The organism is Cupriavidus phytohabitans (assembly GCF_000426345.1).
In the GTDB taxonomy this organism is placed as follows: domain Bacteria; phylum Pseudomonadota; class Gammaproteobacteria; order Burkholderiales; family Burkholderiaceae; genus Cupriavidus.
On the sequence record NZ_AUFE01000009.1, the window covers coordinates 121,480 to 135,479 of the forward strand.

Here is a 14,000-nt window from a genome sequence, read left to right on the forward strand (position 1 = left end):
TGCGCGGATCAGCCGCGGGCGCCCGCCTGGGTCTTGTCCTGTTGCTGCGCGGCGCCGGCCTGGCTGTGGCCTGCGTGGCTCTCTTCGTCGGCAGGCTCCTGGTAGCCCCCGCCGAGCGCCTTCATCAGGCCCATCTGCAGGTCAAGCCGGCGTGCCTGCAGGTCGGTCGCGAGCCGGCGCTGCTGCAGCACGTTGCTTTCCGCGTTGAGCACGGTCAGCTGCGTGCCCAGACCTGCCTTGTAGCGCGTAGTCGCCAGCGCGTAGGCGTGCTCGGCCAGGTCCAGGGCTTCGCGCTGGGTCTGGATCTGCTTGTCGACGCTGCGGATGCTGGTCATGGTGTCGGCGGTTTCGCGCAGCGCGTCCACTAGCGCCTGGTTGTAGTTGGCCACGGCGATGTCGTAGCCGGCGTACTTGCCCTTCAGGTTGGCGCGCAGCCTGCCGCCCTCGAAGATCGGCAGGCGCACGGTCGGGCCGATGCCGAAGGTGCGGCTGATGCCCATCAGCAGGTTGGACGGATCCAGCGCTGCCAGGCCGGCAAATGCCGTCAGGCTGACGTCGGGCAGGAATTCCTTCTTGGCGACGTTGATGTCCTTGGACGCCGCTTCGACGCGCCAGCGCGCCGCCACCAGGTCGGGGCGGCGGCCCAGCAGGCCGATGGTCAGGTCGTCGGGAAGAGTGGGTGTGGCCTGGGCCAGCAGCACCGGCGGCTGGATCTGCAGGCCGCGGTCCGGGCCCTTGCCCAGCAGCGCGGCGAGCTGGTTGCGGGCCAGCGCGATCTCTTCGTCGACGCGCTGCAGGTCGGTCTGCGATGCGGCCACGGTGCCGCGTGCCTGCGTGGTCTCGACCTGCGTGTCCAGGCCGGCGGCCAGCCGCTGGCGCGACAGCTCGGTCAGGTCGCGGCGCTGCGCGATGGCACGCTCGGCGACGTCGCGCTGGGCATACAGCGCGGCCAGGCGGGCGTAGTTGCGCGCGATCGAGGTCGCCAGGATCAGGCGCGAGGCCTGGCTTTCCGCCTCGGCGGCACGGTCGTCCGACAGCGCCGCTTCGAGCGCATCGCGGTTCTTGCCCCAGAAGTCGAAGTCATAGGACAGGCCCACCTGCAGGCGCGACTGGTTCTGCCACGAGCCGGCCAGTGGCGTGCCTTCGAACAGGTCCTTCTCGGAGAAGCGCTGGCGGATCAGGCTGCCTTCGAACTCCAGGTGCGGGTAGAGCGCGCTGCGCGTGGCCTCGGCCATGGCGCGCGACGCTTCCACGCGGGCAAAGGCCGCCTGCAGGCTGGGATTGTCTTTGACGGCCTCGTCGACCAGCGCGCTCAGCTGCGGGTCCCTGAACTGGTCTACCCAGTCCTGCGTGGGCCACTGCCCGTGTTCGCCGGGCAGGATTTGCGAGGTGGCCATCGCGGCCGGGTCGGCCATGGTCTGGGTACTGTGCGAGTTGCCGAGCGCTGCACAGCCGGCCAGCACCGCCGCGGCAACGACCGTCAATGCCAGCGTGCCCGCCCGGCGTGCCAGCTCGAGCGGGCGGGCTGGCAACGGGGCTTGTGAAGAGAGAACTTGTTTCATGGTGTCGCTCCGTGTCCGGAGCCATGCTTTGTGACGGGTGGTACGGTGTGTCCGGCGTGCCGGACGGTCTGCCTCGCCGGGGTTCGGGCTCCGGCCGGCGCCGCGCTACCCGCTGTAGTTGTCGATGACCCGGCGCAACATGCTCTTCAGCAACTGGACTTCGTCGGCGGAAAACCCGCTGAAGTGCTGGGAAAGTACTTTGCAGAAGATGCTCGGCAGGCGGTCGGCCAGGGCCTGGCCCTGCTCGGTCAGCAACAGGTCGACCACGCGGCGGTCGGCGTCGCGGCGCTGCCGTTCGATCAGGCCGCGCTTTTCCATGCGGCTGAGCAGGCGCGTGACGGAACCCATGTCGGTGTTCAGTTCGCGCCCCAGCTCTGTCACCGTGGCGGCGCGTCCGGAGGCGATCATGATCAGGCAACTGGCCTGCGCATGCGTGATGTCCAGGCTGCTGACCTCCTGCTCGACGGTGTGCGCCAGCGCGTTCTTGGCGCGCTGCAGCAGGTAGCCGACGCTGTCGCACATCTGGTAACTGGCGGGATCGAACAACCCGGCGTTCGTTGCCGGCGGTCGGGAGGGAAGGTCCTGTGACATCTTTGCCTTTGCAATCTTTGCTGTGGCAAATATATGTTTGTGTTTAAGGATGCGCAAGAACGGAAATTGGTTATTTCACTTTTGGCAATGATATTTGCTAGCGGAGTGACGGTTGAGGTCAAAGCATCTTGCGCCGCAACATGCTAGAATGTTGGGTTACCTCAGATTCTCCGACTCTCCCTTGCGGGAGTCGCTTTTAGCGAGACGCAGCAATGACCCGCGCCATCCGAAACATCGCCATCATCGCCCACGTCGATCATGGCAAGACCACCCTGGTCGACCAGCTCCTGCGCCAGGCAGGCACCTTCCGCGACAACCAGCAAGTCGCCGAGCGGGTGATGGACTCGAACGACCTGGAAAAGGAACGCGGGATCACGATTCTCGCGAAGAACTGTGCCGTCGAATACAACGGCACCCATATCAATATCGTCGACACCCCGGGCCACGCCGACTTCGGCGGTGAAGTGGAGCGCGTGCTGTCGATGGTCGACGGCGTGCTGCTGCTGGTCGATGCGGTCGAGGGCCCGATGCCCCAGACCCGCTTCGTCACGCGCAAGGCGCTGGCGCTGGGCCTGAAGCCGATCGTGGTGGTCAACAAGATCGACCGCCCGGGCGCGCGTCCGGACTGGGTCATCAACCAGACCTTCGACCTGTTCGACAAGCTGGGCGCCACCGACGAGCAGCTCGACTTCCCGGTGATCTACGCCTCGGGCCTGAACGGCTTTGCCGGCCTGACCGAAGACGTGCGCGACGGCGACATGAAGCCGCTGTTCGAGACCGTGCTGGACAAGGTGCCGGTGCGTGACGACGATCGGGACGGCCCGCTGCAACTGCAAATTATCTCGCTGGACTACTCCAGCTACGTTGGCAAGATTGGCGTGGGCCGCATCTCGCGTGGCCGCGCCCGTCCGCTGCAGGACGTAGTGGTCAAGTTCGGCCCGGAAGGCAATCCGATCAAGGGCCGCATCAACCAGGTGCTGAAGTTCCAGGGCCTGGAGCGCGAGATCGTGCAGGAAGCCGAAGCAGGCGACATCGTGCTGATCAACGGCATCGAAGAACTGGGCATCGGTTGCACCGTGTGTGCGCCGGACGCCCAGGACGCGCTGCCGATGCTGAAGGTGGACGAGCCGACGCTGACGATGAACTTCTGCGTCAACACCTCGCCGCTGGCCGGCCGGGAAGGCAAGTTCGTGACCAGCCGCCAGCTGCGCGAGCGCCTGGACCGCGAACTGAAGTCGAATGTGGCGCTGCGCGTGGCTGATACCGGCGACGACACCATCTTCGAAGTGTCGGGCCGCGGTGAGCTGCACCTGACCATCCTGCTGGAAAACATGCGCCGCGAAGGCTACGAGCTGGCCGTGTCGCGGCCGCGCGTGGTGTTCAAGGAAATCGACGGCGTCAAGCATGAGCCGTACGAACTGCTGACCGTGGACGTCGAAGACAGCCACCAGGGCGGCGTGATGGAAGAGCTGGGCCGCCGCAAGGGCGAACTGCTCGACATGGCCTCGGACGGCAAGGGCCGCACGCGCCTGGAATACCGCATCCCGGCCCGTGGCCTGATCGGCTTCCAGGGCGAGTTCCTGACGCTGACGCGCGGCACCGGCCTGATCAGCCATATCTTCGACGACTACGCGCCGGTGCGCGAAGGCGGCCTGGGCGAGCGCCACAACGGCGTGCTGATCTCGCAGGACGACGGTGATGCCGTGGCCTACGCGCTGTGGAAGCTGCAGGACCGCGGGCGTATGTTCGTCAAGCCGGGCGATGCGCTGTATGAAGGCATGATCATCGGCATCCACAGCCGCGACAACGACCTGGTGGTCAACCCGATCAAGGGCAAGCAGCTGACCAACGTGCGCGCTTCGGGTACCGACGAAGCCGTGCGCCTGGTGCCGCCGATCCAGATGTCGCTCGAGTATGCGGTGGAGTTCATCGCCGACGACGAACTGGTCGAACTTACGCCCAAGAGCATCCGCCTGCGCAAGCGCCACCTGAAGGAGCATGAGCGCAAGCGTGCTGCCCGCGAAGGCGCATAAGCATTGAGCTGGTCATAGAAAACCGCGCCCGGGGCGCGGTTTTTTTATTGCCCGTCGGGCGGCGGCGCCATTGCCGGCGCGCGCGGGCTGCGCCATTCCGGCGGTTTCCACAGATAGCGGACATCCCGGTCGCGCCACGCATCGGCGAACATGTCGCGCCATTCGTGGAAAGTCAGCGTCAGCGGGTTGTGCGTGCGCACCTGGCGCGTGATGCCGTACACCGGCATCTCCCGCTCGGGGACGAAGGTTCCGAAGAGCCTGTCCCACACCGTCAGCACGCCGGCGTAGTTGCGGTCGATGTACTGCGGGTTCCTGGCGTGATGCACGCGATGGACCGAAGGCGTGTTGAACAGCGACTCGATCCAGGGCGAGCGCTGTCCCAGCCGCGTATGGACGAAGAACTGGAATGCCAGATTAAGGCCGACGGCCAGGATCACCCAGTCCGGCGTGAAGCCGATATACGCCAGCGGAATCCAGAACAGCCACATCCCGGACAGTGGATACGTCAGGCTTTGCCGGAACGCCGTCGAGAAATTCATGCCTTCCGACGAGTGATGCGTCACGTGCGATGCCCATAGCCAGCGCACGCGATGGCTGGCGCGGTGGAACCAGTAGTAGAGCAAGTCCTGCAACAGCAGCAACAGCGCGAACGACCACGCCGTCTCCGGCACCGCACGCAATCCATGCTGGTAACACCAGCCGTACACCGTCCGGATCATCAGCCAAAGGAAAAATGCGTCAGAGGCCTGGTGCATCAGCGCGAGCGCCGCATTGGAGAGCGTATCGCGCAGGCTGTACACCGACCGGTCGCGGCGCGCCCAATACCAGGCCTCGCCCGAGACGGACAGCAGGAAGACCGGCGCAAACGCCAGCAGCACGAGTCCGGGATCGAGCGATTCGGTGGTCATCCCGCAAGTGTGCACATTCCGACCGGAATTGCTACGAGGAATTCCTCAATGCTCGTGCATGCGCCGCAAGCTGCCCATGGGGTACGCCCCGCCGGTGCGGCTGGCGTAAAATCACCCGTTGCATTGGAGGAGCAAGACATGACTGAATTCGTCACGACCGAAGTCCACGGTGGCATCGGATACCTGACGCTGAATCGCCCGCAGGCGCTCAACGCGCTGTCGCTGGACATGATCCGCGCCATGACACAGGCGCTGCAGGCGTGGGCTTCGGCGCCCGAAGTGGTGGCGGTGGTGGTCTCCGGTGCCGGCGGCAAGGCATTCTGCGCCGGTGGCGATATCCGCTACTTCCACAAGGCGGCGCATGAAGGCGATCCGCTGCTCGACCAGTTCTTTGTCGAGGAATACGCGCTCAATTTCCTGATCCACCGCTACGCCAAGCCTTATATCGCGCTGATGGACGGCGTGGTGATGGGCGGCGGCATGGGCATTTCGCAAGGCGCCCGGCTGCGCCTGGTTACCGAGCGCACCAGGATGGCCATGCCCGAAACCAATATCGGCCTGTTCCCCGATGTCGGCGGTGGCTGGTTCCTGGCACGCACGCCGGGCCATATCGGCGAATACCTGGGGCTGACCGGCACCGCGATCAGCGCGGCCGATGCGCTGTATGCAGAAATGGCCGATGCCTACCTGCCAGGCAACCGGCTGGCCGAGCTGATCGATTCGCTGCGCGCGCGGCAGTTTGCCGCCGGCGATGCCGTCCTCGCGCATATCGATGGCTTCACTGCGCCGCACCGCGCTGACTGCCTGCCCGCGCAAAGCACGCTGGCGGGCCTGTCCGCACAGATCGACGCGCTGTTCGCCGGCAATACCGCGCAGGATATCCTTGCCGCCGTCAGCGACGCGCCGGGCGACTGGGCCGCGCAGACCGCTGCCATGCTGCGCAGCCGCTCGCCGCTGATGCTGTGCGTGTCGCTGGAGCAGATCCGCCGCGCGCGCGGCATGTCGCTCGACGATGAGCTGCGCATGGAGCTGGACATGATGTACTACGTGTTCCGCAAGGGCGACGGCGTCGAGGGCATCCGCGCCCTGGCGATCGACAAGGACCACAAGCCGCGCTGGCAGCATGCCCGGCTGGATGAGGTTGGCCGCGAGACAGTCCAGTCGTTCTTCGACAGCCCGTGGCGTATGGAAGACCATCCGCTCGCCGCGCTGGGCAAGGGCGCCTGATCAGCCCGTTGCCCCTGCCAGGCGGCCTCGCGCGCCGCTCGCCTCACGGCAGGCCAGTCGCGACTCGGGTAGAGTGGTGGCTGGACCGGCGCGGGCAGCGATGCCAATCATGGCGCCTGCGCCGCCCGCTTCAAGCGTCCACACAGACAAAGGAGCCGTGATGAGCAATCCTCGTGATGTCGTTGTACTGGTGGGAAGCCTGCGCAAGGAGTCGTATAACCGCAAGCTGGCCAAGGCGCTGATCGCGCAGGCGCCGGCACAACTCAAGCTGGAGATCCTCGAGATCGGCGAACTGCAGCTCTACAACCAGGACCTGGACGACAAGCCGCCCCAGACCTGGGCCGCTTTCCGCGACCGCGTGCGCCGCGCCGATGCGGTGCTGTTCGTCACGCCTGAGTACAACCGCTCGGTCCCCGCACCGCTGAAGAACGCCATCGACGTGGGCTCGCGTCCCTATGGCAGCAGCGTCTGGGACGGCAAGCCTGCCGCCATCGTCAGTGCCTCGCCGGGAGCCGTCGGTGGCTTCGGCGCCAACCATCACCTGCGGCAGTCGATGGTGTTCCTCAATGTTCCGCTCCTGCAGCAGCCCGAGGCCTATATCGGCGGCGTCGACAAGCTATTCGACGAGCAGGGCGGCATTGCCAGCGAATCCACGCGGGGCTTCCTCGACAAGTTCCTGACCGCCTTCGCCATGTGGATCGACAAGACTGCAGCCACACGATGAGGCGCGGCGCGCCCGCGCCCGGCAATTGCCGGTGGTTCACGGCAAGGACCGGCGAGGTTTTCGCCGTGCGGGCAGCGTCTCAGGCGAAAGATCTGCCAGGGTGGTAGACTCATGCGCCTCCCGAAGCCGCGATACTGCTGAGGCTGCATTGTGTGCGGCGCCCCCGGCGCATGGGAATTCCACCGGGCGCCGTTGATATCTGCGAGCAGCATGAGGATTGGCCGTGCCGATCCGTTCCCAAATGACCCATTTTCAAGGTAAACCTGCCGCGGCAAGCCCGCGCCGCGTATCCGTGGCGCCAATGATGGATTGGACAGATCGTCATTGCCGCACCTTCCACCGCCAGCTCAGTCGCCATACCTGGCTGTATACCGAGATGGTGACCACCGGCGCGCTGCTGCATGGCGACGTGCCGCGCCACCTGGACTTCGATGCGGCCGAGCAGCCCGTCGCGCTGCAGCTGGGTGGCAGTGAGCCCGCTGACCTGGCCGCGGCGGCGAGGTTGGGCGAGCAATGGGGCTACAAGGAGATCAACCTGAATTGCGGCTGCCCGTCCGAGCGCGTGCAGCGCGGTGCCTTCGGCGCCTGCCTGATGGCGGAGCCCGAACTGGTTGCCGATTGCGTGAAGGCGATGCGCAATGCGGTAAGCATCCCGGTGACGGTGAAGCACCGTATCGGCATCGATACCGTCGAGCACTACGATTTCGTGCGTGATTTTGTCGGCACGGTCGCTGAGGCGGGCTGCGAAACATTTATCGTTCATGCGCGCAATGCCATCCTGAAAGGCCTGAGCCCAAAGGAAAACCGCGAGATCCCGCCGCTGCGCTATGAAGTGGCGTACCAGCTGAAACAGGAATTTCCGCAGCTGGAGATACTGATCAATGGCGGCATCGTCACCTATGACGAGATGGCGCAGCATCTGCGGCACATCGACGGCGTGATGATTGGCCGCGAGGCATATCACCAGCCCTATGTGCTGGCGGAAATGGACGTGCGATTCTATGGCGACGCCGAGGCACCAGTGCGGTCGCGGCTGGATGTAGAGCAGGCGATGCAGGGTTATATCGGCGACATGGTCGAACGCGGCGGGTATATGGGCGCAGTCACTCGGCATATGCTGGGGCTGTACCGCGGGGTTGCGGGAGGACGAGGCTGGCGCCGCGTGCTGTCCGATGCGAAGCGCATGCATGCCGCGCGCACTCGTGCCGATGTGGATGCACTGTTTGCCGAGGCGCGTACACACCTGCATCCCCTGGCATCGGAGCCGCTGGCGGCATAAGACGATTCGCGCTCAACGATGAGCATCACGCCGTTATGGAGCGCTTGAACTCTTGCTCTAACACCGAATCGCCAACTTATGCATCGATTCGCAAGGGTAGCGCGTGCCGCACTTGCTCAGCCCGATCGCCCGGAAACCGGCGCCCGTAAAGGGATTCCAAGCGATTCAAAGGGATTCCCCTAATTCGCCGAGGCAGGGCACTTTTTTACACTGTGCCTGCCCTCGAATACAGGGCTTTCTTCAACTGATTATTCGGCCCGCTTCGGCGGGCTTTTTTTGTCGGCGCGTCCGGCGCTCTTCGTTTACCCGAATGGTGCAAAGTCCTGATGACAGTTACATTGCAACGGCCTTCAGGGCATTTGAGATCGCTAAAGTTAAGAGTCCGCGCTGCGGACTCTTTTTTTGGCCTTTTGCGATTGCGCCATTCGAGCGAATTTGACCGGGCGGCATGGAAAAGAGTTCCATCGGTCACGCTTGCGGCGGTAGGGCTATCGCGACGTATGGCTGATGCCCACGTCCAGCGTCCCGTAAGCCGTGACCCCCGACTCCCGCCCATCGGCTCCGCCGCCAGCACAGCCCGCCAGGGCCGCGACCATTCCCAGTAGCGACGAGGCTCCCGCAAGACGTTCAAGCATTGTTCGCATGCTCCTTCCTCGCAATCTTCCTGAAGATGATTGGGCCACGGCCAATGCGCCAGGTTCCAGGGAACCTGGCATTGCCAAACCGAATGATGCGGAAGGTAAAAGAGGCAGGCAGCCCGAGGGGACGGGCCGCCTGTCAGGAAGATCGAGGGGGGTCAATGTCCCTCGGAACGGAGTATCGCCGTGCGCACGTCCGCCAAGAACCCTGCAGAGGTGGGGGCTGTGCGCGCCATATGGCCAGCGGATTGGTGGCTTGCCGCAAAGGCCTGTCGCGCCCGCGCGCCCATGTCTGGCAACCGGCCTGCATGCTACGATTCTTCACATCGCCGCAGGCGAATGAACGGCAGAAAGCGTGGGCAAAGCGAACACAAACAACGAAGGATCATTCGGCGAGGTGTTTGAGGACTTCAGGCTGGTCTGGGTCGCCGAACAACTGCAGGATGGCAAATGGACGGCGCGCTACTGCTGGCATCACGGTACTTCCGAAGCCGCGGGTAGGGCACTGCAGGAAGCCGTTTTCAACGGCAAGTCACGCCGGCTGCTGGGTCACTTCGACACCGAGGCGGAGACCATTGCCGCCATCAAGCAGGCAGTATTGCTGGAGGCCAAGTGGCAGCCGCGCAAGGCGTGATGCAAACCTCGAAAAAATTTGTGCGGGATACTAGCCATCTTGGGAAAGTGTTTGTATAATCTTGGTTTTCGTCGATCAGCACTTCGCTGATGACCTCTACGGTGGCTGTAGCTCAGTTGGTAGAGTCCAGGATTGTGATTCCTGTCGTCGTGGGTTCGAGTCCCATCAGCCACCCCAATGAATTCAATGGTTTGCAGGTTACCAAGTACTAACTTGCGGCTGTTTTTGGAATCTGATCTTCCAATTTTGGAAGATCAGATTCTCTTTCGGGTTTAGGTAAAGGCTGGACAGATGTCTGGCCTTTTTCTTTGGGTCGCCGGTAGTCGGCTCCGCCAGGTCGGGAGTCAGCCATCAAGCTTCTAACATATAAGAGGCGATACTTCCTCGTCCGCCGCCAGCAGCGGCTCATCAGATCCCAACCCATTCGAGATGCGCGAGGCGCCCGTCGGCGCCCCAGGCGTGCCGCCCGTCGTCGCTCTCCGGCTGGCCAGGCCATCGCTTGGATGGCACCCCGCGTCTTTGGGCTGATGAACTACATTACCCGACGCAAGGTCATAAAGGCCCTCGGCGAACTCCGTCGTATCGTTCTGCATCGCCGAAAGTCGGTGATTTTGGATTTCTCGAGGACGCAAAAGCTCTACGCCGAAGGTACGCTGCTGTTCGTTGCTGAGTTGCGCAGGATGCTGAGGTTGTCGGGTGGGAACGTCGCAATTTCTGGAACGGTTCCATGCGTTGACAAGGTTGCCCAGGTTCTAAAGAAGCTCGGTGTTCTTGATCTCCTGGGAGTTGAGTGCGACGTCGTACCAAAGGACGAGGATGTGATCCACTGGCGCCATGCGCACGGGCATAAAGTAGATGGTGCCGCATACGAGGACGTGCTCGCCGAATATGACGGGGAGATAGCTGAAGCCTTGTCGCAGCAGTTGTACACGGGCATAACCGAAGCAATGACCAATGTCCTCAACCACGCCTACGAATTTCCGCGTGAGGACGGCACAAAAACTGCTAGAGGGGAGTGGTGGATGTTCTCCCAGGAGAAGGACGGCATGCTTTCGGTGGCATTTTGCGATCTTGGTGCCGGAATTCCCCCAACACTAAGGTTGAAGCGCCCGTCAGTTTGGGCCCGCGCGTTTCGATACGGGGATGGCAAGGACGCAAATGTGATTGCACATGCGATCCAAGACAGCGTGTCTCGCACACGCCAAGGTCATCGAGGACACGGCTTGAACCAAATTGTGAGCCTGGTGGATAACATTCGGGGTGGCCGTGTACAGGTCATCAGTAACCGAGGGGCCATTGAGCGTGAGGCCGGAAACATGAAGCCGTTCGAGTTCTCTGATAGCATCATGGGGACACTTATCTATTGGCTAATCCCCTTGCATAGCAAGGAGGCGGTATGAGAACCATCAGCATTGCGAAGGACTTTTCTCGGCATCCCGCTGGCCGGTTCGAGAGGGACGGCCCCTCCAGTGGCGAACTGTTCCGTAGGAAGTTCTTGATTCCGAGTCTCCGAGAGGAGCAAGACAAGATCGTCATTGAGATGGACGGTGCTCGTGGCTATGGCTCTTCCTTTTTGGAAGAGGCTTTCGGCGGTCTCGTGCGGGAGGGATTCGACAAAGAACGACTGTTGCGGACGCTCGTGATCATTGCCTCAAACGCGAGCCTAAAGGTCGAGATCGAAGACTACATAAAGAGCGCCGCTCCAACACAACACTAGGGTCAACAATTTGGCTTGGGCTGACTGGGCATCAGGCATTCCGTGGGTCATCGCTGTCGTCGGGTGGGCAGCAACCCATGTATTCAGTGAAGCGCGCGAGCGGCGGAAGGAATGCCGGTCGCAGCTCGACAAAGTTCACGAATTGCTAGCCAAGATAGAGCAGGGCGGTACAGCATTTCATCGGGCCGAGAAGTATGACGGCGGGAAGTCGGGCGAATTGCTCTCTCAGCTTCATCAGCTGGAGCGTACGCTCTATCGCATCCCAGTTGTCGATGTGGATGGGTTGGCGCGCGATTTGGTCGGACTGCGTAGATCAATCACGTTGAAGAATTTCGATCCAAGCGAATTCGTCGCGCAGCTTCAAGGCAGCGACATCGTCGCAGGGATATCGGATGCCGTGTTCGACATGGAAGACGCTCTCGAGCTCCAATATCGCGACAGGTATCCTGCGCAGTTTCCGTTCTTCCGACTTGGTAAGGCAAAGGCTTCGACACAAATCGGTCGTGATTGACTAGCGCGTAGCCTTCACCTTTCGCTCTCTTCTGCGGTCGTAAATCTTGGCTACCATGCGGCCATCCGCATGTCCGGTGGCGTCCACAATGCGCTCATCGCCTTCATCCATCCGCTCGGTCACCGCGCTTGGTCGCATGTCCGCAAGTGCAAAACGCACGAACGGGATTTCCTCCTTCTCTGCTGCCGCTTCGCAGTAGTCCATCAGCCGGCCCCAGATCGTGTTCCACCCGCTGCGACTGTACACCTGCCCAGAAGTGTTGCCAAAGACATACACGCCTGGGGTGCGCTGTAGTGCCAGTGCCTCGTCGACCGTGGCCTTCAACTCCGGGGACCAGTAGATGAGCTTCCAGCGCTGGGCATGCCCGGCCTTGCGCTTGCCAACAGGCACCTGGACGCCGGCATCGGTGATTCGCTGACGGAGGAGGGCGCGCATCTCGTCTGGGCGGCTGACGGTTAGGAATGCCGTATACGCACACAGCGCCATGATGTGGTAGCTGCCGCCGCGTTCGCGCGCGATCCGACGCATCAGCTGCATCTCGGCCGATGACACCACGCGCTGCCGAGGGCGGGTCGGGTTGTACTCGATGCCGCGGCACGGGTTCTCCTCAAGGTCGCCATGCTTGCGCCCGTACTCCAGCACCGCGGACAGCAGGGCGATTTCCTTGTTGGCCTTCGCAGGCGCTCCCTTGCTGGCTCGCGCGGCCAGGTATTTGTAGGCATGGACGGGCTTGATGCTGTCGGGCGCCATCTTCCCAAACACAGCGATCAGCTTCTTCGATTCCCGCCTGTTCTCGGTGAGCGTGCCTTCAGCCTTCCTGGACTCGCTGTCAGCAGGCAACCCTTCCTGCCATTCGAAATACCGATCGAAAAGCGATTCGACCGTGCCGGCGCGCACGACATTGCCGTTCAGCTCGTTGGCGCGCCGAATCGCGTCGTCGCGGATAGCGGCGACTGCCTCGGGATTGTTGGTCGCCGCGGACAGCCGGAATGCCCACTTGCCGTTGTCGAGCTTGTAGCCATAGCTCGTCTTGAATTTGCCGGCCCGCACATACAGGCGGAATGGCAGCCCATCGGGCCGCTTGCGTCGTCCAATCATGTTCAGATTGCGGAGAAGTCGGGTTCCATGCCGGCAGGCGAGGCCTCGACGACTGCCATGCCGGACATGCGGGCCTCATAGTACCGACGGTCGACTTGGGGGAACCCGCGCAGGTTCGGGATGAACGGCACGCGATGCCGCTCCAAATGTCGTCGCATGCAGGCGAAACTGCTCTTGCTGCAGTCGATCATTTCGGCGAGCTCGTCGGCTGTCAGGTATCGGCTTTGCATGTCACACCCCATAGTCGGCGGGTCAATTCGACGTTGCTCAGTTTTTGTTCGTCGGTCGGCACACCGATCACCTCGCGCCAAGTGAGCGCTGCCGTTGGCGAAAGTAGGGCGGTGAAGCCAGTAAAGGAGCGCTCACGGATCTGGACCCGACCATGCCGCTCGAGGGGGTAGTTCGTCATGCTACGATTCCTTTGCCAATTTCCCAGAGGCCACGATGACGACGTACGCCGTTACCGCAAAGCGCATTGATCCAAATACCGGATGGGTTACTCATGTCATGTGGGGGGAGGTCAACCGTGACGGGTTCGAGTGGGCAGTGGCACCGCATCTGGCCACCGTCCTTGACGTCGTCGATGCGCTCACTTTCGGAGACAAGGTGGTTACCGTCTTCGAAATTGAAGGCGGACGGGTGCTTGGTCCTCATCTTCGGGTGACAGTCGACCATGCTGGACGCGAGAACATTGCAATTGAGCCTGGGGAGCTGCGGGAAGGTCGAACTCTGGCTGATCTCCCCAATTGCTGACGTAGCGCTCCGTGGAAGGCAGTTCATTTGGTCACCATTCCACAATGGTGTACATGTCCACGAACTGCCGCTCTTCGTAGTAGATGTAGCCAGCTCTTTCAACTGGCGCACCGCCTCGTCGTACTGCTTGGCTAGCCCGGTCGAACGGTCGCTGCTATAGCTGCCGCTGGGCCAGGGGCCATCGTGGGGCGCCATCGAGCGCTTCTTGGTGTTGGCCGCCTCGCGGATCTTGTCTAGAGCTGTATCGACGCGCTCGGCGGAAGTCGGGCCGGCGATCTCGCGGGCTTCGGCGGCGGTCAGGAGCTTTCGGGCTCTCATGCTAGGA

15 protein-coding genes and 1 tRNA gene are annotated in these 14,000 nt (G+C 62.7%); 9 read left to right on the top strand and 7 right to left on the bottom strand.

Features of this window, described 5'->3' with window-relative positions; translation table 11 throughout:
* Positions 1-8: 8 nt before the first annotated feature.
* Both K309_RS0109495 and K309_RS0109500 read right to left on the bottom strand, forming a co-directional pair.
* On the bottom strand, positions 9-1,562 hold the full coding sequence (locus K309_RS0109495) for an efflux transporter outer membrane subunit (RefSeq protein WP_029046206.1): 1,554 nt from the start codon (positions 1,560-1,562) through the stop codon (positions 9-11).
* Positions 1,563-1,667: 105 nt separating this feature from the next.
* Positions 1,668-2,153, bottom strand: a complete 486-nt coding sequence (locus tag K309_RS0109500) for a MarR family winged helix-turn-helix transcriptional regulator (protein WP_029046207.1) — start codon at positions 2,151-2,153, stop codon at positions 1,668-1,670.
* Positions 2,154-2,365: 212 nt separating this feature from the next.
* Between K309_RS0109500 and typA the strand changes: the two genes are divergently transcribed.
* A complete protein-coding gene (gene typA / locus K309_RS0109505) occupies positions 2,366-4,186 on the top strand; it encodes a translational GTPase TypA (RefSeq protein WP_029046208.1) in 1,821 nt (606 codons plus the stop codon).
* A gap of 44 nt (positions 4,187-4,230) precedes the next feature.
* On the opposite strand, the gene K309_RS0109510 is transcribed toward typA, so the two are convergent.
* On the bottom strand, positions 4,231-5,094 hold the full coding sequence (locus K309_RS0109510; RefSeq protein ID WP_029046209.1) for a sterol desaturase family protein: 864 nt from the start codon (positions 5,092-5,094) through the stop codon (positions 4,231-4,233).
* Between the two features lie 138 nt (positions 5,095-5,232).
* On the opposite strand from K309_RS0109510, the gene K309_RS0109515 reads away from it, so the two are divergent.
* From K309_RS0109515 to K309_RS0109550, 8 genes are all read left to right on the top strand, one after another.
* Positions 5,233-6,321, top strand: a complete 1,089-nt coding sequence (locus K309_RS0109515; RefSeq protein WP_029046210.1) for an enoyl-CoA hydratase/isomerase family protein — start codon at positions 5,233-5,235, stop codon at positions 6,319-6,321.
* Positions 6,322-6,481: 160 nt separating this feature from the next.
* Positions 6,482-7,045: an NADPH-dependent FMN reductase gene (locus K309_RS0109520; RefSeq protein ID WP_029046211.1), complete on the top strand. Its 564-nt coding sequence runs from the start codon at positions 6,482-6,484 to the stop codon at positions 7,043-7,045.
* Between the two features lie 241 nt (positions 7,046-7,286).
* Positions 7,287-8,324 carry a tRNA dihydrouridine(20/20a) synthase DusA gene (dusA, locus tag K309_RS0109525; protein ID WP_035877126.1) on the top strand — a complete coding sequence of 346 codons (1,038 nt, stop codon included), beginning with the start codon at positions 7,287-7,289 and terminating at the stop codon, positions 8,322-8,324.
* A 993-nt stretch (positions 8,325-9,317) separates the two neighbouring features.
* Positions 9,318-9,596: a hypothetical protein gene (locus K309_RS0109530; RefSeq protein WP_029046213.1), complete on the top strand. Its 279-nt coding sequence runs from the start codon at positions 9,318-9,320 to the stop codon at positions 9,594-9,596.
* 101 nt (positions 9,597-9,697) lie between these two features.
* Positions 9,698-9,773: transfer RNA gene (locus tag K309_RS0109535), tRNA-His, on the top strand.
* Positions 9,774-10,123: 350 nt separating this feature from the next.
* Positions 10,124-10,996, top strand: coding sequence for a hypothetical protein (locus K309_RS0109540; RefSeq protein ID WP_029046214.1), 873 nt, complete (start codon positions 10,124-10,126; stop codon positions 10,994-10,996).
* Entirely contained in the window at positions 10,993-11,313 is a 321-nt protein-coding gene (locus tag K309_RS0109545; RefSeq protein WP_029046215.1) for an STAS-like domain-containing protein, read from the top strand. Before K309_RS0109540 ends, K309_RS0109545 begins: the two co-directional genes overlap by 4 nt.
* A gap of 10 nt (positions 11,314-11,323) precedes the next feature.
* Complete coding sequence (locus K309_RS0109550; RefSeq protein ID WP_156914322.1) at positions 11,324-11,824, top strand: hypothetical protein; 501 nt, start codon at positions 11,324-11,326, stop codon at positions 11,822-11,824.
* Here K309_RS0109550 and K309_RS0109555 read toward each other — a convergent pair whose 3' ends face one another.
* The 4 genes from K309_RS0109555 to K309_RS42880 are packed head-to-tail and all read right to left on the bottom strand — an operon-like array spanning position 11,825 to position 13,993.
* A complete protein-coding gene (locus K309_RS0109555) occupies positions 11,825-12,922 on the bottom strand; it encodes a site-specific integrase (RefSeq protein ID WP_029046217.1) in 1,098 nt (365 codons plus the stop codon). It abuts the gene before it with no gap.
* Between the two features lie 2 nt (positions 12,923-12,924).
* On the bottom strand, positions 12,925-13,152 hold the full coding sequence (locus K309_RS0109560) for a hypothetical protein (protein ID WP_156914323.1): 228 nt from the start codon (positions 13,150-13,152) through the stop codon (positions 12,925-12,927).
* A complete protein-coding gene (locus K309_RS41605; RefSeq protein ID WP_156914324.1) occupies positions 13,134-13,331 on the bottom strand; it encodes a hypothetical protein in 198 nt (65 codons plus the stop codon). Before K309_RS41605 ends, K309_RS0109560 begins: the two co-directional genes overlap by 19 nt.
* Complete coding sequence (locus K309_RS42880; RefSeq protein WP_029046219.1) at positions 13,328-13,993, bottom strand: hypothetical protein; 666 nt, start codon at positions 13,991-13,993, stop codon at positions 13,328-13,330. Before K309_RS42880 ends, K309_RS41605 begins: the two co-directional genes overlap by 4 nt.
* Positions 13,994-14,000: the final 7 nt, after the last annotated feature.